The sequence below is a fragment of the Streptomyces sp. NBC_00210 genome (genome assembly GCF_045160975.1).
Classification (GTDB): domain Bacteria; phylum Actinomycetota; class Actinomycetes; order Streptomycetales; family Streptomycetaceae; genus Streptomyces.
Map to the genome: position 1 here is coordinate 1,696,878 of NZ_CP108120.1, position 18,927 is coordinate 1,715,804.

The window sequence follows — 18,927 nt, forward strand, 5'->3', positions numbered from 1 at the left end:
CGCGCCCGAAGCAGGGCCCGGTCCGCCAACAAAACCGGATGTGCCGGGAGCAGCCCCGATGCGATGCTCCCGGCATGGCACGTCGTACGAACCCAGTCTCTACATCTCCGTCGACATCGAGGCCGACGGTCCGATCCCCGGCCCCTACTCGATGATCAGCTTCGGCGCGGCGGTGGCCGGGCGCCAGGATGCCGACAGTTATGCGGCGGCCGACCCCGAGGCGCACACCTTCTATCGTGAACTGCGTCCCATCAGCGAGGACTTCGTGCCCGAGGCGCTGGCGGTCAGCGGGCTCGACCGGGACAGGCTGATCGCCGAGGGCAGTGAACCGGCGGCCGCGATGGGGGAGTTCAGCGCCTGGGTGCGCGAGGTGAGCGTGGGCGCGCAGCCCGTGATGTGCGGCTATCCGGCCTCGTACGACTGGACCTTCCTGTACTGGTATCTGCTGCGCTTCACCGGAGCGAGCCCCTTCGGGCACTCCGGCTGTCTGGACATGAAGACGCTCTACGCGACCAAGGCGGGGCTCCCGCTGCGTGCCGTTGCCAAGGGCACGATGCCGCGCGAGCTGCTTTCACGGCGGCGGCACACTCATCACGCTCTCGACGACGCGATCGAGCAGGCGGAGCTGTTCAGCAACCTCATGGCGTGGCCGGGGCGCTGAGTCCGGGAGGGGGCTGCCCGGTGGGTCCGTGACCGGCGTACGGCGACAGCCACCGCATCGACGCAGAATAGGGCCATGGGTGACAACCGCACGGGCCCGACCGCGCTCGACGACCAGCTGTGCTTCGCGCTGTACTCCGCTTCCCGGGCGGTGACGGCGGCATACCGGCCGGTCCTTGCGGAGCTGGAACTGACCTATCCGCAGTATCTGGTGATGCTCGCGCTCTGGGAGCGCGGGGAGGTCCCGATGAAGGATCTCGGCACGGTTCTGGGCCTGGACTACGGCACGCTGTCGCCGCTGGTGAAGCGGCTGGAGTCGGCCGGGCTGCTGCGGCGCGTGCGGCAGCCGGAGGACGAGCGGCTGGTCATGGTGGCGGCGACGGAGCGGGGTGAGGCGCTGCGGGAGCGGGCCGAGCAGGTGCCTACGGCGATGGGCCGGCGGTACGGGTTGACCGCGGACGAGGCGGGCCGGCTCCGGGACCAGCTGCGTGAACTGGTCGACCGGCTGAGCTGAGCGCCCAGCCGGAGACGCCGAGCCGCAGTGCAGGGCGGTCTACGCGCCGGACCGAGGGCAGGGGGCCGCAGCCGCAGGGCCGGCGCGCCGGGCCAGAGCCGCCAGGCCGCAGCGCAGAGGCGATTCCGAGTGGGGATCCTCACACCCAGTTACATCGTGCACAATTTAATTGCAGGCTATCTTTCTCAATAGGACATGCCACAGAGCACGGCAGAGGAGAGGCCCGCCATGGAATTCGTCAGGTACGAGACATACGCCCCCGTCGAGCGACCCACCTATCAGCAGGAGCTGGACGAGGTCGTCGGCAATGTCGCCCGGCGTACCCGAGAGTCCGTCGAGCGGCAGGGCGTGGGCCGCGCGGTCCGTACGGCACACGGCAAGACGTACGGACTGGTGAAGGCCACGGTCACGGTGGGTGAGGTGCCGGCGTCGTACGCGCAAGGGATCTTCGCCACCCCCGGCGCCTACGACGCCGTCGTCCGCTACTCCAACGGCCTCGGGCACCTGCGCGCCGACTCACTGCTCGGCGCGGCCTGCGGCATGGGCATCAAGATGTTCGGGGTGCCCGGCGACTCACTGCTCTCCGACGAGGCAGAGGCGACGACCTTCGACCTCAACCTGATCAACAACCGGGTGTTCTTCGCCAATACGGCGTACGACTACATGGTCATCGAGGAGCTGTTCGCCGAGCTGCCCGACGCACTGGTGAACCCGGCGCGGCGGAAGTCGTGGATGGGTGAATTCCTCACCAGGCGCGGGACCTTGGAGACCGCGGACGAGTGGCTGTGGGACGAGCTGTTCGCGATGCTCTCGTTCACCCAGGTCCCGCGGCAGAACCTGCTCTCGTACACGTACAACAGCATGGGCGCCTTCCGTTACGGCGACCACATCGCCAAGGTGCGGACGGTGCCGGTCACGCCCGTCACGCATCTTGCGGTCGATGTGCAGGCGGACGGCGAGTCGTTCCGCAACACGCTGGTGGCGGAGGCGGCCGAGCGGGACCACGTTTTCGAGCTCCAGGTGCAGCTCAACACCGATCTGACCCGGATGCCGGTGGACAACACCTCCATCGAGTGGCCCGAACAGCTCTCGCCGTGGGTCACGGTCGCGACGATCGCCATCCCGCGCCAGGACATCGCCGGCTTGGAGAACCTGGCCGCCGCGGACACCACGTCGATCACGCCGTGGCGCACCCGTGAGGACCACCGGCCGATCGGCGAGATCCAGCGGGTGCGCGAGGAGGTGTACCGCCGCTCCTCGATCGAGCGGCACCGCATCAACGGGCAGGCGCGTGTGGAACCGGCGAGCAGCGCCGAACTCCTGGGCTGAACGCCTCGGCCGAACTCCTGGACTGAACTCCTGAGCCGACCTCCAGGGCTGAACTTGCCCATGGCGAAGGGGTGTACGCCACTTCCGCACTCTGATAGGAAAGCTTCCTAACAGAACACGGACCGACGAACTCCCCCTGGAGGCACCGTGCCCGCCCCCCACGCACGCCCTGCACGTCCGCTCAAGTTCCTCCCCCGCATCGCGCTCGGCGTGGCCCTCCTCGCGGTGCCGGCCACCGCCATGGCGGCCACGTCCGACGAGCCCGCGGAGCCCTCCCGCGCGACCGTGGCTCCCGCTGCCATCGGGCTCGACGACCCGGCGAAGAAGGAGATCGCCATGCAGATCGTGTCCAGCGCGGAGAACTCCTCGCTGGACTGGAAGGCGCAGTACAAGTACATCGAGGACATCGACGACGGCCGCGGCTACACCGCCGGCATCATCGGCTTCTGTTCCGGCACCGGCGACATGCTGGATCTGGTCGAGCTCTACACCGACCGCAAGCCCGGAAACGTCCTCGCCAAGTACCTGCCCGCACTGCGCAAGGTCGACGGCAGCGACTCGCACGCGGGGCTCGACCCGAACTTCACCAAGGACTGGAAGAAGGCGGCCCAGGACTCCGAGTTCAAGAAGGCCCAGAACGACGAGCGCGACCGGGTCTACTTCAACCCGGCGGTGGGCCGCGGCAAGCAGGACGGCATCGGCGTCCTCGGCCAGTTCATCTACTACGACGCGATCGTCATGCACGGCGACGGCAGCGACAGCACCAGCTTCAGCAGCATCCGCAAGAAGGCGCTCGCCAAGGCCAAGACGCCGGCGCAGGGCGGTGACGAGAAGACGTATCTGAACGCCTTCCTCGACGCCCGGGTCTGGGCGATGAAGCAGGAGGAGGCGCACGAGGACACCAGCCGGGTCGACACGGCCCAGCGAGTCTTCGTCAAGAAGAACAACTTCAACCTCAACACCCCGCTGGACTGGAAGGTGTACGGGGAGAGCTTCCACATCGACTGAGTCCGCACCGCGCTCCTGCCGCGAAAGGGCCGAGCCTCACAAAGGCTCGGCCCTTTCGCATGCAGCATCAGCAGGAACAGCCGCTCAGTGCACCGCGACCGCTTCCGAACCGGTCGCGGTCTCCACCGGCTCCGCCCCCGGTTCCGTCCCCGAACTCCCCTTCTTCCCCAGGTGGTTGAAGGCCAGGTTGAGGACGATGGCCACGATGCACCCGGTCGAGATGCCCGAGTCGAGTACGACGAGCGCATCCTTGGGGAAGGCGTGGTAGAACTCCGGCGCGGCGATCGGGATCAGCCCGACGCCGACGGACGCCGCGACGATCAGGGAGTTCTCCCCCTTCTCCAGGGCGGCCGAGGCCAGCGTCTGGATGCCGCTGGCGGCGACCGAGCCGAAGAGCACGATGCCCGCGCCGCCGAGTACCGGCAGCGGGACGAGCGCGATCACGGAAGCCGCCACCGGACACAGACCGAGCAGGATCAGAATGCCGCCGCCAGCTGCGACGACGAACCGGCTGCGCACCTTCGTCATCGCGACCAGGCCGATGTTCTGCGCGAAGGCGCTGCACATGAAGCCGTTGAAGAGCGGGCTGAGCGCGCTGCCGAGGGTGTCGGCGCGCAGTCCGCCCTCGATGGTCCGCTCATCGGCCGGCCGGTCGACGATCTTGCCGAGCGCGAGCATGTCGGCGGTGGACTCGGTCATGCAGACCAGCATCACGATGCACATCGAGACGATCGCGGCGATCTCGAACTGCGGGGCGCCGAAGTGGAACGGCGTCGGGAAGCCGACCGCGCCGGCGTTCTTCAGGGCGTCGAAGCTGGTCATCCCCAGCGGAACGGCGATGACCGTACCGGCGACAAGACCGAGCAGGATCGCGATCTGCTGGAGGAAGCCGCGCAGCAGTTTGCGCAGGGCCAGCACGATCACCAAGGTCAGGGCCGCCATGCCGATGTTCTTCATCGAACCGTAGTCGGAGGCCGTGGAGTTGCCGCCCTGCGACCAGCGGAAGGCGACCGGCAACAGGGAGACTCCGATCAGGGTGATGACGGTGCCGGTGACGACGGGTGGGAAGAAGCGGACGAGCTTCGAGAAGTAAGGAGTGAGTACGAAGCCCAGCACGCTGGCGACGATGATCGCGCCGAAGATGACCGCGATTCCGTCGGCGCCACGGTCCTTGCCGATGGCGATCATCGGGGTCACACCGGCGAACGAGACACCGTTGACGAACGGAAGCCTGGCGCCGACCTTCCAGAAGCCGAGGGTCTGCAACAGGGTGGCCAGGCCCGCCGTGAACAGGCTGGCCCCCATCAAGAACGCGGTGTCTTTGGCGCTGAGGCCCACCGCGGGCCCCACGATCATGGGCGGGGCCACCACGCCCGCGTACATCGCGGCCACATGCTGCAGTCCGCTGGTGAACATTTTCAGCGGAGGCAGGGTCTCATCGACCGGATGCTTCCCCTCCTCAGCTGCTTGCGCTGCGTCTACTTGTACTGCGTCTGCATCTTTCCGAAAGCTGGGCGTAGCCACGGGAGGTTCCTCCGGTCGGTTACACGTCGGCGGTGACGCGGGTGTCTGGGAGGTGGTGCGAGTCATGCAGGTGGGTGGACCGGAGATCACCGCCCCGGGGGGTGCGCCACCGATTGGCGGTGCCGCACTCCCCGGTCACGGCTGCCATGGGCCCCGCTCGGGTCCACGGCCGCCGGTCGAGGGCCGTCCCCCTCGACCGGACTTCCTTCGGATCAGGCCTGCGCGGCGATGCGCGCCAGGCGCTGTGCCTCGTCCCGCGCGGAGCGGGCGATGGCGTCCTCGTCCACCGTGGTCAGACGGCCCGCCTCGACGATGGCCTTGCCGTTGACGAGGGAGAGCGAGACGGGGGCGGCCGCGCCGAAGACGAGCGCGATCACCGGGTCGGCGATGGAGGAGTGCGCGAGCGTGTCCAGCTTCCACAGCACCAGGTCGGCGAGCTTGCCGGCCTCCAGGGAGCCGATCTGCTCGGCGCGGCCGAGGACCTGGGCACCGCCGTACGTGCCGAGGCGCAGCGCCTGCCGCGCGTTCAGGGCGGCTTCGCGGTGTGCCCCGAGCCGGTTGATGAGGAGCGCGTTGCGCAGCTCGGTGTGCAGCTCGCCCGACTCGTTGGAGGCGGTGCCGTCGACGCCGAGGCCGACCGGGACGCCCGCCTTCAGCATGTCGGGGACGCGGGCGATGCCCGCTGCCAGGCGGGCGTTGGAGGACGGGCAGTGCGCGACGCCCGTGCCCGTACGGGCGAAGGCGGCGATGTCCGAGTCGTTCATGTGGACGCAGTGGGCCATCCACACGTCCGAGCCGAGCCAGCCGGTCGACTCGAAGTAGTCGGTCGGCCCCATCCTGAAGAGCTCCTTGCAGAACTCCTCCTCCTCGACGGTCTCCGAGCCGTGGGTGTGCAGCCGTACGCCCTTGCGGCGGGCCAGCTCCGCGCCCTGGCGCATCAGTTCGGTGGATACGGAGAAGGGCGAGCAGGGCGCGACGGCGATCTGGGTCATCGCGTCGAAGGAGGCGTCGTGGTGCTTGTCGATGGTCGCCTCGGTGGCGGCCAGCGCGCCTTCGAGCGACTCGACGGCGAAGTCCGGCGGCAGGCCGCCGTCCGACTTTCCGCGGTCCATGGAGCCGCGGGCGAGGGTGAACCGCACACCCATGTCCGAAGCGGCACCGATGATCGCACCGGACAGGTCGCCGGAGCCCTGCGGGTAGACGTAGTGGTGGTCCATCGCGGTGGTGACACCGCCGCGGGCCATCATGGCGAGGGATCCCTGGGCCGCCGCACGCGCCATCGGCTCGTCGATGCGCGCCCACGTCGGGTAGAGCGCGACCAGCCAGTTGAAGAGGTTGTGGTCGGTGGCCAGGCCCCTGGTGATCCACTGGTAGAAGTGGTGGTGCGTGTTGATCAGGCCGGGGGTCGCGAGATGGCCGGTGCCGTCGATGCGGCGGACCACGTTCTCCAGGCCGGCGGGAGCCTTGCCCGCTCCGACCGACTCGATCCGGTTGTCCGCGACGACAATGTGGCCGGTGGCGTACTCGGTGTCGTTCGCGTCCACGGTCGCGATGGAACAGTTCTCGATGACGATGCGCGAAGCCGCCATGGTGGGTCCTCAGTTCTTCCCATTGGTGGAACGGACCCGGGGGTCGAGCGGGGTGACGACCGGGTCCGCGGTGCTGTTGTTGCGCAGATGCCCCCGCTCTCCCCCTGGGACCTGACGCCGGCGCGCACGTCGGGGGTACGGCAGAACTGCTAGAGGTTGGTCATGTCGAGCGGGATCTGCGGCTCGACGCCGTCCCGCAGGATGGTGGCCTCGATCAGGCCGTACGGGCGGTCGGCCGCGAAGTAGACAGCTCCGTCGGCGGTATCGTTCTTGAGCCCGAACGGCTCGAGGTCCACCAGGAAGTGGTGCTTGTTCGGCAGCGAGAAGCGGATCTCGTCGATCTCGCTGCGGCTGTTGATGATGCGCGAACCCATTTGGTACAGGGTCTGCTGGAGCGAGAGGGAGTACGTCTCGGCGAAGGCCTGGAGCATGTGCTTCCTGGCCTGCTCGTAGGACTTCTCCCAGTTCGGCATCCGCTCCTCGTCCGAGGACCAGCTGTAGCGCCACTTGGCGGACACCTGGGTCGCGAGGATACGGTCGTACGCCTCCGGGAGCGTCGTGTACTTGTCCTTGACGTAGCCCCAGAACTCGGAGTTCGTCGAGTTCATCACGACGAGGTCCTTGAGACCGGAGATGACCTGCCACTTCTCACCGTCGAAGGTGATCTGGGTGACGCGGGTCTCCTGGCCCTTGCGTACGAAGGAGTGCTTCACCTCGTCCGCCCCGATGAACCGGGAGTTGTTGTCCGAGGTCTCGATGCGCTCCCAGGCGTATTCCTCGATGCGGATGCGCGCCCGGTGGATCGGCTCCTGGCTCGTCACGAAGTGACGGGCCAGGTGGATGCCGAACTGCTCGGCCGACTCGATGCCGTACTCCTTGGCGAACGCGTACACCGTGTTCTTGGTGGTGTCGGTCGGCAGGACGTTGGCGTTGGAGCCGGAGTAGTGGACGTCGTCCATGTCGCCGGAGAGGGCGACCGAGACGTTCAGGTCCTTGATGTGGTGGGTGTCGCCGTCCCGCGTGATCTTGACGACGCGGTTCTCTGCTTTGCCGTACTGGTTCTGGCCGAGAATCGTGGGCATGTCTGCTAGCTCCCTCGGTAAACGGAGTAGCCGAACGGGTTGAGCAGCAGCGGTACGTGATAGTGCTCGCCCGGTGTGACGGCGAAAGTGATCGCCACCTCCGGGAAGAACGCACCGCTGTCCCTTACGCGGGGGGCGTCCTGCTGCGCCTCGGCTTGCTTGTTGGCACCGTGCTTGTCTGAGAAGTACGCCTCGGTCTCGAAGTCGAGACGTACATGGGTCGTTCCTTCCGGCAGCGCCGGCAGGTCCTTGCAGCGCCCGTCCGCATCGGTCGTGGAGCCGCCGAGCGCGACCCACTGCGCGTCGAAGCCGCCGCGGGCCGCGAGCGAGATGGCCACGCCCTCGGCGGGGCGTCCGATGCTGGTGTCCAGGATGTGCGTGGACACCGAGGCGGTGGTTTCCGTGCTCATGCGCTTTCTTCCTCCACGAGCTCAACGAGCTCAACGAGCTCTACGAGCCGGGTCAGCCGGATGCGGTTGATCTTGCCCAGTTCGGCGCGGACGATTTCCCGCTCCTGCTCGGGCGAGTTCCCGATCCGCTCGCGGACCGCGTCACGCATCTGCTCACCGGTCCGGCCGGTGGCACAGATCAGAAAGACGTGCCCGAACTTGTCCTGGTAGGACAGGTTCAGTTCGAGCATTTCGGCCTTGAGCTGCTCGGAGGCACCGGCCATCCCGCTCTGTTCGCGCGACGACGTCGGGTCCCCGGGCTTCGGCCGGCCGATCGGCGGGTGCCCGGCCATCGCCTCGGCCAGATCCTCGGCGCTCAGCTCGGCCATGGCGGCGTCACTGGCGTCGAAGAGGGCCTCCACGGTGGCGTACGGACGCTGGGCGAGCAGCTTGCTCCCCCACGCCGAACTGGCGCACACCTCGTGGAGTGCGGCCAGGGCCGCGCCGTCCTGTGAGGTGTTGAACCGGGTGAGACCCGCCGGGGGGCCGGGGGCCTCCCCCGGCAAGCGCTGTGGACTCGAAGTCACGGGAGCCTCCGTGGCTGTTTTTCGCTGTGCATGGAAGGTCTGCGGACAGCTAACGCCCTCGGGCAACATAACGTCAACACTTTGTTGAAAACTCGGCGACGCACAAGCCGCTGTCCGGACGTCCGGACGGCGGCACACGACCGCGGGCTCTCAGCCGTTCTTCGCGGCGTTTTCCCTGTTCAGGTAGTTGTAGACGGTGAAGCGGCTGACGCCGAGCGCGCCGGCGACCGTCTCCACGCCGTGCCGTACGGAAAACGCGCCGCGCGCCTCGAGCGTTCTGACGACCGATTGCTTGGTCTTGCGGTCCAGCTCGGCGAGCGGCTTGCCGTGCTGCCGCTCCAGCGCCGCCAGGATGTGTTCCAGTGAGTCCGCCAGCTGCGGGAGGCGTACGGCGACGACCTCCTCGCCCTCCCAGCTGAGTATCACGTCGTCCTCGCGTGCCTCACCGGGTGCGAGCAGGACGCCGCCCATGGCGTCCACGAGCGGCTTGACCGCCTGGGCGAGTGCGTGGTCGGCGGGCACGGTCATTCCTCGCCCTCCAGGACGTTGAGCTGCAGGGAGACCCGGGTGGCACCGGTCGCGAGGGCCTTGCGCAGCAGCGCGTCGACCGCGTTCAGCACCTCGTCGGCGCCCCCCTCGGCGGTGTTGCCGAACGGACCGACATCCACCTTGTCCAGTTCCGCGCTCTGGACGACCTCGCGGACGGCCAGCGCGTGCGCCGGCGGCTCGTCCAGGTCGAACGGCTCGGTCGTGAACTCCACTCTCAGTCGCACCATGCCCCCACGTTAGCCGCGCCCTCCGGCGCCGTCCTTGGCCCTGCCTGCACCTCCCGGCCCGGCACAGACCCGGAAAAGACCCGAGAAAGTTGCGGGTCCTTGCGACGGAACTGCGCCGGTGCCGCGTAGAGCAGGTGAAGAAACACCGCGGACAGCGGCACTGGGAGGGGTCTGCATCATGACAGGGCGCACGCGCAAAGGTGTCAAGGCGACGGCGGTCATTACAGCGGCCATGGCGGCACTGACCGCTTCGCAGGCACCAGGGGCGACAGCACAGGCCCCGGCCCAGGCGAAGCGCCAGTCTGCCCCCGCGGGGCCGAGCGTCTCCGGCGACACCGCGTACCGCACGGAGCTTCCACCGCTGCGGGCGCCCGGAGCGGAGGCCGGTACGCAGAGCAGGGAGGGTGCGCAGGGCTCCGGCGCCCCGGTCGGCGGCGCATTGCCGGCCACCGTGCTGGCGGCGTACCGCGAGGCCGAGGACGATCTCGCCGACAACAGGCCGGGCTGCCGGCTGCGCTGGCCGTTGCTCGCCGCGATCGGCCAGGTGGAGTCCGGGCAGGCGCGCGGCGGCCGGGTGAGCGCTGACGGCACGACGCTCTCACCGATCCTGGGCCCGCGGCTGGACGGCAACGGGTTTGCCGCCATCGGGGACACCGACGGCGGACTCTACGACGGCGACACCCTGTACGACCGTGCCGTCGGCCCGATGCAGTTCATCCCTTCGACCTGGGCCGTGTGGGGCGCCGACGGCAACGGTGACGGACGCCGCGATCCCGGCAACATCTACGACGCGGCCCTCGCGGCCGGGCACTATCTGTGCGCGGGCGGGCGGGATCTCTCCGACGCGGCGGACCTGGACCGCGCGATCCTCGGCTACAACCACTCCTCTGCGTATCTGCGCACGGTCAGGGCTTGGTTCGCGTACTACCTCGAAGGTCACCGGGTCGTGCCGGACCAGGGCGCCGGACCGGCCGTCCGCCCGAAGTCGAAGCCGTCGGACACGCCACGGCCGGGGGCGTCCTCCCCGGCTCCTTCCCGCCCGGCCGGCCACGGCGGCGGGTCCAACTCCTCCCCCACGCCCACCCCTTCACCTTCGCCCGCCAAGAGTGCGGGCGGCGGCTCCGAGCCCCCGGCGCCGCTGATTCCGGTCCCGAGCGCCCTTCCCGAGCTGCCCAAGGTCGATCCGCTGACCAGCAACGGAAAGGAATCGATCCGGGCCTCCCCCTCCACAAGCCCGGATACTGGGCGGTAATCTCCCCCGCGCCGGGCCTGCACTCTGTCCGGCCGGGTGAGCGCGAAGGGGCCCTCATGACGACGGACGCGGAAGCGGCCTACGAACGGTGGCAGCGGGCATGGAGCCACCGCGAGCAGCTGCTCAAGGTGGCCCGGCGCAGGTCCATGAGCCTGGAGGACGCCGAGGACGCGGTGCACGAGGCGATGGTGCGCGCTGCCGAGAACCCGCATCTGGACGACGAGCGGCTGGGCGCCTGGCTGACGACGGTCACGATGCGGCTGTGCGTGGACCGATACCGGCAGGTCAACCGCGAGACCGAGGTGCGCAGCAATCCCCCGCTGCTCACCCCCGTCCCGGTGCCGGTCGAGGAGGCGGTCTGCGACCGGGCCGAGGCGAGGTGGCTGGCGCGCCGCAGCGGGGAGCTGCCCGCCCGCCAGGCCGAGGCCCTGTGGCTGAAGTCCGAGGACCTGGACGTCGGCCAGGTCGCCGTGAAGATGGGGCTGAGCTACCGGACCGTCGAGTCGCTGCTGGCCCGGGCCCGTCGGACACTGCGCAATTCACTGGCCGCCACGCTCGGTCTTGCGCTGTGGCTGATCGGCCGTGGCCGCCCACGGGGCGGGAACGCCCACGCGGTGGCGGTGGCCTCGACGGCGGCGACGCTGGCGGTCGCGGGGATGATCCTGCCGTACGCCCACGACTGGGACGGGCCGGACCGCTCGCGGCCGGCGGTCCCCGCCGTCTCGGGGTCCGCGGACGTGCCCTCGCCGACGGCGGGTGGCGAGTCGCCGGCCCCCGGCAGCACGGATGCCGGGCAGGATGCCGGCCCGACCGGGACGAAGCGGTACGGCGGCCCGGGGCTCACCGTGCCCTCGCTGCCCGCGCTGCCGGAACTGCCGCTGCCCACACCCGACATTCCGGACGTGTCGCCCGTGCCGAAGGTCCCGGTCCCAGACCTGACCGTGCCCCACCTCTCGTCGGCGCCGGACCTTCCCGCCGTACCGGACGTTCCGGCCGTACCCGACCTGCCGACGGCGTCGGACCTGTCGTCCACGCCCCTGCCGAAGCCGCCGCTTCCCACGGACGCGCCGGAGGCGAACACGTCCGTACCGCAGGTGCCGAGCCAGCCGTAGGCACCTTCCGGAGAACCCGTAGAACAGTCCTCAGGCCTTCGGCTGGGTGAAGCGGATGTGGTTGCCGAAGGGATCGCGGAGGCCGCAGTCGGTTCCGTACGGGCGATCGGTGGGTTCCTCGGTGAACTCGACGCCCCGGCCCAGCAGCGTCTCGTACGTCTTGCGGCAGTCGTCCGTGCTGAAGATGAGATGGCCACCCATCACCCCCTTGGTCACCAGTTCGCGGACCTGCTGCGCCGTCTCCTCGGACATCGCCGGAGCGCCCGGCTTCTCGAGCAGGATCTGGCGCTCAGGGTGACCAGGGACGCTGACGGTCAGCCAGCGCATGAAGCCCATGTCGACGTCGGCGTTGACCTCCAGACCAAGCTTGCCGACGTAGAAGTCGAGGGCCTCGTCCTGGTCGAGGACGTAAATCTGTGAGTGCGTGATGGCGTTGAACATGTGCATCACGCTACTGCGCAAGCCGGACGAAAACTTATCCAAAACTGCTCAGACGACGGAGGGTACGGGCAGCGCGGACGGTCAGGCGCTCGGCCGCGTCCACGCCATCGTGAAGCACGTCGGTACGCCCGTGGCCGCCGCCTCCTTGCGGTACGTCCTCGGTGACCGGCCGACGATGTCGCGGAACGTGCGGCTGAAGGTTCCCGGGCTGCCGAAGCCGACCTGGAAGCAGATGTCCGTCACACTGTGGTCGGTCTCCCGCAGCAGGAACATCGCACGCTCGACACGGCGGCGCTGCAGGTAGCGGTGCGGCGTCTCCCCGAACGTGGCCCGGAAGGTGCGCGTGAAGTGCGCCTGCGACACATGGGCGATCCGGGCCAGGGCCGGGACATCCAGCGGCTGCGCGTAGGCGCGGTCCATCGCGTCCCGCGCCCGAAGCATGCGGCGGTTGCTCTCTTCTGCAGCGCGGCTCACGGCGCCATCACACCACGGTTCTGGGCCGTCCGTGACAGAGAGATCGTGGCAGGAACGCGACGGGGGCTCGGGTCGGCCGCGGAACGGGTGACCGCCGTGACCGCCACCTTCACGAACACCGCGTGACCGCCACCTTCACGAACACCGACGGACAGGACCTGGCGCACCAGCGTGCATCTCCTGTTCCACCCTGATTCCGCCCTCATTCCAGGCCCGTAAAAAAATCTTCCCCTCGCAGCGACGGACGGGGCCGCCCTCCCCGTAGAGCAGATGTCGGACCGCTCCACGGCGAAGGGTGAACCGTATGGGTGTCGAGATCTGTGTGGAAGGACTGACCAAGTCCTTCGGCCACCAGGTCATCTGGCAGGACGTCTCTCTGACGTTGCCGGCCGGGGAGGTCTCCGTGATGCTCGGCCCTTCGGGCACGGGCAAGTCGGTGTTCCTCAAGACGCTCGTCGGGCTGCTCAAGCCCGAACGCGGGTCGATACGGATCGACGGCACGGACATCACCTCCCTGCGCGAACACGATCTGTACGAGGTACGGAAGCTGTTCGGCGTGCTGTTCCAGGACGGCGCGCTGTTCGGGTCGATGAATCTCTACGACAACATCGCCTTCCCGCTGCGGGAGCACACCCGCAAGTCGGAGAGCGAGATCAGACGGATCGTGCTCGAGAAGATGGACATGGTCGGGCTGATCGGCGCCGAGGACAAGCTGCCCGGCGAGATATCCGGAGGTATGCGCAAACGGGCCGGTCTCGCGCGTGCCCTGGTGCTCGACCCGGAGATCATTCTCTTCGACGAGCCGGACTCCGGGCTCGACCCGGTCCGGGTGGCCTATCTCAACCAGCTGATCGTCGACCTCAACGCGCAGATCGACGCCACCTTCCTGATCGTCACCCACGACATCGCCTCGGCGCGGCAGGTCCCGGACAACATCGGGCTGCTGTTCCGCCGCGAGCTGGTGATGTTCGGTCCCCGGGAGAAGCTGCTGACCAGCGAGGAGCCGGTGGTACGGCAGTTCCTCAACGGCCGCATGCAGGGCCCGATCGGAATGGCCGAGGAGAAGGACGCGGCCCAGGTCGAGCAGGAGCTGGCGCAGCTCGGCTACGGGGAACGCCCCGGCACCGAGGCCGTACAGGAGGTCACTCCGCGGCTGCTGCCGTCCTCGGGCATCACCCGGCCACCGCGCTGGGAGGCCATCGCCGACCGGGAGAGGCTGCGCGGGGTGCGGGCGCTGCGCGGCGAGGAGGTGTGGGGCAAATGAGCCTGTCCCCCGTCGGAGCTCTGAGGCATACCGGCAGCCTGTTCGCCATGGGGCTCGACGTCCTGCGGACGATGCCCAAACGCCCTTTTCAGGCACGGGAGTTCATCCAGCAGGCCTGGTTCGTCGCCAGTGTCACGATCCTGCCCACCGCGCTGGTCTCCATCCCCTTCGGGGCGGTCATCGCCCTGCAGATCGGCAGCCTGACGCGTCAGCTGGGCGCCCAGTCGTTCTCGGGTGCGGCCTCGGTGCTCGCGGTCCTCAGGGAGGCCTCGCCGATCGTCACCGCGCTGCTGATCGCGGGGGCGGGCGGCACGGCGATCTGCGCGGATCTCGGAGCGCGCAAGATCCGCGAGGAGATCGACGCGATGCAGGTGCTGGGCATCGACCCGATCCACCGGCTCGTGGTGCCGAGGGTGCTGGCCACGATGGTGGTGGCGGTCCTGCTCAACGGTCTTGTGTCGGTGGTCGGCGTGGCCGGCGGCTACTTCTTCAACGTGATCCTGCAGCACGGCACGCCCGGCGCGTATCTCGCCTCCTTCACCACGCTCGCCCAGCTCTCCGACCTGTGGGCGGCCGAGCTCAAGGCCCTGGTGTTCGGCGCGATCGCCGCGATCGTCGCCTCCTACAAGGGGCTGACCGCCAAGGGCGGGCCGAAGGGCGTCGGCGACGCGGTGAACCAGTCGGTGGTGATCACTTTCATGTTGCTGTTCGTGACGAACTTCGTGATGACGGCGGTGTACTTCCAAGTCGTTCCGCAGAGGGGTTGACGGATGGCACTGATGAATCGTCTGGTGCTGGACCGGCTCGAGGAGCTGGGCACCCAACTGACCTTCTACGGACGCTCGCTGGCGTGGACCGGGCGGACGCTGCGCCGCTACAAGAAGGAGACTCTGCGGCTGCTCGCGGAGGTGAGCTTCGGCCGCGGGGCGCTGGCCGTCATCGGCGGCACCGTCGGCGTCATCGCCTTCCTGTCCTTCTTCACCGGCACCGAGGTGGGCCTGCAGGGCTACGCGGCGCTGAACCAGCTGGGCACCTCGAATTTCGTGGCGTTCCTCTCTGCATACTTCAACACCCGTGAGATCGCACCGCTGGTGGCGGGCCTCGCCCTGTCAGCGACGGTCGGCGCCGGATTCACCGCCCAGCTGGGCGCGATGCGGATCAGCGAGGAGACCGATGCGCTGGAGGTCATGGGCGTTCCCTCGCTGCCGTTCCTGGTGACCACCCGCATGATCGCCGGTTTCGTCGCCGTGATCCCGCTCTATGTCATCGGGCTGCTGTCCTCGTACTTCGCCGCGCGCACCATCACCACCGGCTACTACGGACAGTCCACCGGCACCTACGACCACTACTTCCACCAGTATCTGCCGCCGGTCGACGTGTTCTGGTCCTTCGGCAAGGTGATCGTCTTCGCCGTCGTGATCATTCTCGTGCACTGCTACTACGGCTATTACGCGAGCGGCGGTCCGGCGGGCGTCGGCGTGGCGGTCGGCCGCGCGGTGCGCACCTCCATCGTCGCCATCAACATCCTCGATTTCTTCCTCAGTCTCGCGATCTGGGGCGCCAACACGACCGTACGGATTGCGGGGTAGCGCCGATGCGCATTCCAGGACCTGCCCTGGCACGAAGCACCAGGCTGCGGCTGTACGGCATCGCCTTCCTCGTCGTCATGGCGCTGCTGCTGTCGCTGTCCGTGGCCGTGTACCAGCAGATGTTCACCTCGGTCGTACGGATCACTCTGGAGGCCGACACGATCGGCAACCAGCTGGATCCGCGGGCCGACGTCAAGCTGCGCGGGCTGCTGGTCGGCGAGGTGCGCGCGGTACGGGCCGACGGCCGCATGGCGACGGTCGACATCGCGCTCAAGCCGCAGCATGTCTCCCGTATCCCCGCCGATGTCGAGGCCCGGCTGCTGCCCAAGACGCTGTTCGGCGAGAAGTTCGTCGATCTCGTGCCGCCGCGCGGGAGCCGGACCCGGCACATCCGGGCCGGCGATGTCATCACCCAGGACCGCACCAAGGTCGGCATCGAGGTGCAGCAGCTGATGAACGACCTGCTGCCGCTGCTGCGCACCGTGCGGCCCGCGGACCTCAACGCCACACTCTCGGCGTTCTCCACCGCGCTCGAGGGGCGCGGCGACCGCATCGGCTCCAATCTGACCCGCGTCGAGAAGTATCTGCGCGAGCTCAACCCCCATATGCCCTCCATCAAGGAGGACATCACGCGCTTCGCCGATGTGGCGAAGGTGTACGGGGACGCCGCGCCCGATCTGATGCGGGTGCTGCGCAACTCCGTCACCACCAGCCGCACCCTCGTCGAGAAGAAGGACCAGCTGGCCGAGGCCCTCAAGGCGACCACGTCGGTCGCCGGCACCGCGGAGAAGTTCTTCGACGACAACGGCGACCGGATGATCACGCTCGGCCGTGTCTCGCGGCCCACGCTGGCGCTGTTCGCCCGCTACGCGCCGGAATACCCGTGCGTCCTCGACGGCCTGGTGAAGCAGGAAGCGGCATCCGAAAAAGCCTTCAGGGGCGGGGAGATGCGGATCACGCTCGAATTCGTCCGTCCCCGACCCGCGTACCGACCCGGTGAGGAACCGCGCTATGCAGAGCGCTCAGGGCCCGACTGCAGAGGCCTGCCCAACCCCCATGTCCCCGCACCGGACGTCCATCTCAACGACGGAACGTCGCGGAGTGCCGCGAGCGGTCTGCCCGGCGGAGCAGGCGTGTCGGCCACCGCGGCCGAGCAGCGGGCCATCGGCACGCTGGTGGCCCCCGTCCTCGGGATGCCGGCCGACCGGGTGCCCGCGGTCGCGACGCTGCTGTTCGGCCCGATGGCCCGCGGAACGGCGGTGAGTGTCGCATGAAGGGGACCCGAGCCACCGAAACCGCGGCGCCGCTGGTCAAGTTCAGCCTGTTCGCGGTGGTGACCGTGCTGGCGACCACGCTGCTCGCGGCGACCATCGTCAATATCACCTTCACCCCCGAGGACACCTACCGGGCGGTCTTCAGTGATGTGACCAGCCTGGAGGAGGGCGACGACATCAGGGTGGCCGGCGTGCGGGTCGGCGAGGTCAAGGACATCGCGATCAAGGACCGTACGCTGGCCGAGGTCACGTTCACCGTCGCCCATGACCGCCCGCTGCTGACCAGCACCGGCGCGGTCGTCCGCTACCGCAGCCTGGTGGGGTCGCGCTATGTCGCCCTGACCGAGGGCGCGGGCGACGGCACGCGCCTTGCGCCCGGCGGGACGATCCCGCTGTCCAGGACCAAGCCCGCGCTCGATCTGAACGCGCTCCTCGGCGGGTTCAAGCCGCTGTTCGCCGCACTCAGCCCGAACGACGTCAACCAGCTCGCCACGGAGATCATCAAGACCCTGCAGGGTGAGGGCGGGACGGTCAACAGCCTGCTCGCGCACACCGCGTCGCTCACCACGACGCTCGCCGACCGTGACGAGCTCATCGGGTCGGTGATCGACAACCTCAACACGGTGCTGGGAACCCTGGACAAGCGGGACGCCCGCTTCTCCGGCCTGCTCAAGCAGTTGCAGCGGCTGATCTCCGGTCTGTCCGCGGATCGCAAGCCCATCGGTGCGTCCCTCGTGGGCATCGACGGACTGACCGAGGCCACCTCGGGTCTGCTCGAGGACGCCCGGCCCGCGCTGCGCGACGACATCGCCGGTCTGGCCGAGCTCACCGGAACGCTGAACGACAACGAGAAGACCGTGGAGGGCGTGCTGAAACGGCTGCCGAACAAGCTCAACAAGCTGACGGGCACCGCCTCGTACGGCTCCTGGTTCAACTTCTACCTCTGTGACTTCGACGGCCGGATCGTGCTGCCGAAGACCCGGCAGGTCATCAGCCCGGAGCTGCATGTCGCCCGAGCGAGGTGCGCATGATTCCCTTCCGCGACCGCAATCCCGTGCTCATCGGAGCCGTGGGCATCTCCACGCTCGCGCTGTTCGCGGTGGCCGCTTTCAACGCCGACAGCCTGCCGTTGATCGGCGACGGTGACACCTACAGCGCGGCCTTCTCCGAGGCGGGCGGACTCAAGCCGGGCGACGAGGTACGGATCGCCGGGGTCAAGGTCGGCAAGGTCGACGAGGTCGACCTGGACGGTGACCATGTGAAGGTGACCTTCCGGGTCAAGGGTGAGCCGGACTTCGGCACCAGGACCGGAGCGGCCATCAGGGTCAAGACGATCCTGGGCGCCAAGTACCTGGCGCTGCAGCCGAAGGGGCCGGGGCAGTTGCGGTCCGGGGCCGAGATCCCGCTGAACCGGACGACTCCCGCGTACGACGTCGTGGCGGCGTTCAGCGATCTGACGACCACCTCGGAGAAGGTCGACACGGCCCGGCTGGCGAAGGCCATGGACACCATCTCCACCACCTTCGAGGATTCACCGGCCGAGGTGCGGGCCTCCATCAAGGGCCTGTCGAAGATCTCCCGGAGCGTCGCCTCCCGCGACCAGGCGCTGCGGGACCTGCTGGATCACGCCAATGGGGTCACCGGTGTGCTGTCGGACCGCTCCAAGGAGTTCTCCGTACTGGTCAAGGACGGCGACAAGCTGTTCAAGGAGATCGCCGCTCGGCGGGAGGCCATCCACTCGCTGCTCAAGAGCTCGGCCGCGCTCGGCGTCCAGCTCTCCGGTCTGGTGGCGGACAACCGCAAGGAGATCGGTCCGGCGCTGAAGGGACTTGGCTCTGTCGTCGCGATGCTCGAACGCAATCAGGCGAGCCTCGACCGGAGCATCAAGCTGCTCGCGCCCTATGTCCGGGTCTTCACCAACACCCTCGGCAACGGGCGGTGGTTCGACAGCTACATCCAGAACTTGGTCGCCACTCCGGTGGTTCCGCGGACGGGAGACTCGCGATGAACGCCCGTTTCATACCGAGGGGACGACTCGTCATACCGAGGGGACGACTCGCCCG

General features: G+C 68.5%; 21 protein-coding genes. 12 read left to right on the forward strand and 9 right to left on the reverse strand.

What is annotated here, in order from left to right; translation table 11 throughout:
• Window positions 1–58: 58 nt before the first annotated feature.
• From OG729_RS07680 to OG729_RS07695, 4 genes are all read left to right on the forward strand, one after another.
• A complete protein-coding gene (locus tag OG729_RS07680) occupies window positions 59–661 on the forward strand; it encodes an exonuclease (RefSeq protein ID WP_405805098.1) in 603 nt (200 codons plus the stop codon).
• 75 nt (window positions 662–736) lie between these two features.
• A complete protein-coding gene (locus OG729_RS07685; RefSeq protein WP_360876550.1) occupies window positions 737–1,174 on the forward strand; it encodes a MarR family transcriptional regulator in 438 nt (145 codons plus the stop codon).
• A 228-nt stretch (window positions 1,175–1,402) separates the two neighbouring features.
• Window positions 1,403–2,503 carry a catalase family protein gene (locus OG729_RS07690; protein ID WP_405805100.1) on the forward strand — a complete coding sequence of 367 codons (1,101 nt, stop codon included), beginning with the start codon at window positions 1,403–1,405 and terminating at the stop codon, window positions 2,501–2,503.
• A gap of 147 nt (window positions 2,504–2,650) precedes the next feature.
• Window positions 2,651–3,511: a chitosanase gene (locus OG729_RS07695; RefSeq protein WP_405805101.1), complete on the forward strand. Its 861-nt coding sequence runs from the start codon at window positions 2,651–2,653 to the stop codon at window positions 3,509–3,511.
• Between the two features lie 84 nt (window positions 3,512–3,595).
• Here the strand turns inward: OG729_RS07695 and OG729_RS07700 are convergent, their stop codons facing one another.
• The 7 genes from OG729_RS07700 to OG729_RS07730 all read right to left on the reverse strand — a co-directional run bounded on the left by OG729_RS07700 (window position 3,596) and on the right by OG729_RS07730 (window position 9,455).
• Entirely contained in the window at window positions 3,596–4,927 is a 1,332-nt protein-coding gene (locus OG729_RS07700) for a nucleobase:cation symporter-2 family protein (RefSeq protein ID WP_405805102.1), read from the reverse strand.
• A gap of 320 nt (window positions 4,928–5,247) precedes the next feature.
• Window positions 5,248–6,624, reverse strand: a complete 1,377-nt coding sequence (locus tag OG729_RS07705) for an 8-oxoguanine deaminase (RefSeq protein WP_405805103.1) — start codon at window positions 6,622–6,624, stop codon at window positions 5,248–5,250.
• Window positions 6,625–6,773: 149 nt separating this feature from the next.
• Window positions 6,774–7,706 carry a factor-independent urate hydroxylase gene (gene pucL / locus OG729_RS07710; RefSeq protein WP_360876537.1) on the reverse strand — a complete coding sequence of 311 codons (933 nt, stop codon included), beginning with the start codon at window positions 7,704–7,706 and terminating at the stop codon, window positions 6,774–6,776.
• 5 nt (window positions 7,707–7,711) lie between these two features.
• Window positions 7,712–8,116 carry a hydroxyisourate hydrolase gene (gene uraH, locus OG729_RS07715; RefSeq protein WP_405805104.1) on the reverse strand — a complete coding sequence of 135 codons (405 nt, stop codon included), beginning with the start codon at window positions 8,114–8,116 and terminating at the stop codon, window positions 7,712–7,714.
• Entirely contained in the window at window positions 8,113–8,682 is a 570-nt protein-coding gene (uraD, locus tag OG729_RS07720; protein ID WP_405805106.1) for a 2-oxo-4-hydroxy-4-carboxy-5-ureidoimidazoline decarboxylase, read from the reverse strand. The genes uraH and uraD overlap by 4 nt, the downstream gene beginning before the upstream one ends.
• 150 nt (window positions 8,683–8,832) lie before the next feature.
• Entirely contained in the window at window positions 8,833–9,210 is a 378-nt protein-coding gene (locus OG729_RS07725) for a helix-turn-helix domain-containing protein (protein ID WP_360876528.1), read from the reverse strand.
• Window positions 9,207–9,455, reverse strand: a complete 249-nt coding sequence (locus OG729_RS07730; protein ID WP_360876625.1) for a hypothetical protein — start codon at window positions 9,453–9,455, stop codon at window positions 9,207–9,209. Before OG729_RS07730 ends, OG729_RS07725 begins: the two co-directional genes overlap by 4 nt.
• A 181-nt stretch (window positions 9,456–9,636) precedes the next feature.
• Between OG729_RS07730 and OG729_RS07735 the strand changes: the two genes are divergently transcribed.
• Together OG729_RS07735 and OG729_RS07740 are read left to right on the forward strand one after the other, a co-directional pair.
• The gene (locus OG729_RS07735) at window positions 9,637–10,710 is read left to right on the forward strand and encodes a lytic transglycosylase domain-containing protein (protein ID WP_405805108.1); all 1,074 of its coding nucleotides are present in this window, start codon (window positions 9,637–9,639) and stop codon (window positions 10,708–10,710) included.
• A gap of 56 nt (window positions 10,711–10,766) precedes the next feature.
• A complete protein-coding gene (locus tag OG729_RS07740) occupies window positions 10,767–11,822 on the forward strand; it encodes an RNA polymerase sigma factor (RefSeq protein WP_405805110.1) in 1,056 nt (351 codons plus the stop codon).
• A 30-nt stretch (window positions 11,823–11,852) separates the two neighbouring features.
• On the opposite strand, the gene OG729_RS07745 is transcribed toward OG729_RS07740, so the two are convergent.
• Window positions 11,853–12,263, reverse strand: a complete 411-nt coding sequence (locus OG729_RS07745; protein WP_360876518.1) for a VOC family protein — start codon at window positions 12,261–12,263, stop codon at window positions 11,853–11,855.
• A gap of 81 nt (window positions 12,264–12,344) precedes the next feature.
• Window positions 12,345–12,737 (reverse strand): AraC family transcriptional regulator, encoded by a 393-nt coding sequence (locus tag OG729_RS07750; protein ID WP_360876515.1) that lies wholly within the window; start codon window positions 12,735–12,737, stop codon window positions 12,345–12,347.
• A 304-nt stretch (window positions 12,738–13,041) separates the two neighbouring features.
• Between OG729_RS07750 and OG729_RS07755 the strand changes: the two genes are divergently transcribed.
• The 6 genes from OG729_RS07755 to OG729_RS07780 are packed head-to-tail and all read left to right on the forward strand — an operon-like array spanning window position 13,042 to window position 18,872.
• Window positions 13,042–14,001 (forward strand): ABC transporter ATP-binding protein, encoded by a 960-nt coding sequence (locus tag OG729_RS07755; RefSeq protein ID WP_405805113.1) that lies wholly within the window; start codon window positions 13,042–13,044, stop codon window positions 13,999–14,001.
• On the forward strand, window positions 13,998–14,768 hold the full coding sequence (locus OG729_RS07760; protein WP_405805114.1) for an MlaE family ABC transporter permease: 771 nt from the start codon (window positions 13,998–14,000) through the stop codon (window positions 14,766–14,768). Before OG729_RS07755 ends, OG729_RS07760 begins: the two co-directional genes overlap by 4 nt.
• 3 nt (window positions 14,769–14,771) lie before the next feature.
• Window positions 14,772–15,590 carry an ABC transporter permease gene (locus OG729_RS07765; RefSeq protein ID WP_360876505.1) on the forward strand — a complete coding sequence of 273 codons (819 nt, stop codon included), beginning with the start codon at window positions 14,772–14,774 and terminating at the stop codon, window positions 15,588–15,590.
• A 5-nt stretch (window positions 15,591–15,595) separates the two neighbouring features.
• Window positions 15,596–16,864, forward strand: a complete 1,269-nt coding sequence (locus OG729_RS07770; protein ID WP_405805116.1) for an MCE family protein — start codon at window positions 15,596–15,598, stop codon at window positions 16,862–16,864.
• Window positions 16,861–17,895 carry an MCE family protein gene (locus OG729_RS07775; RefSeq protein ID WP_405805117.1) on the forward strand — a complete coding sequence of 345 codons (1,035 nt, stop codon included), beginning with the start codon at window positions 16,861–16,863 and terminating at the stop codon, window positions 17,893–17,895. The genes OG729_RS07770 and OG729_RS07775 overlap by 4 nt, the downstream gene beginning before the upstream one ends.
• On the forward strand, window positions 17,892–18,872 hold the full coding sequence (locus tag OG729_RS07780) for an MCE family protein (protein WP_405805119.1): 981 nt from the start codon (window positions 17,892–17,894) through the stop codon (window positions 18,870–18,872). The genes OG729_RS07775 and OG729_RS07780 overlap by 4 nt, the downstream gene beginning before the upstream one ends.
• Window positions 18,873–18,927: the final 55 nt, after the last annotated feature.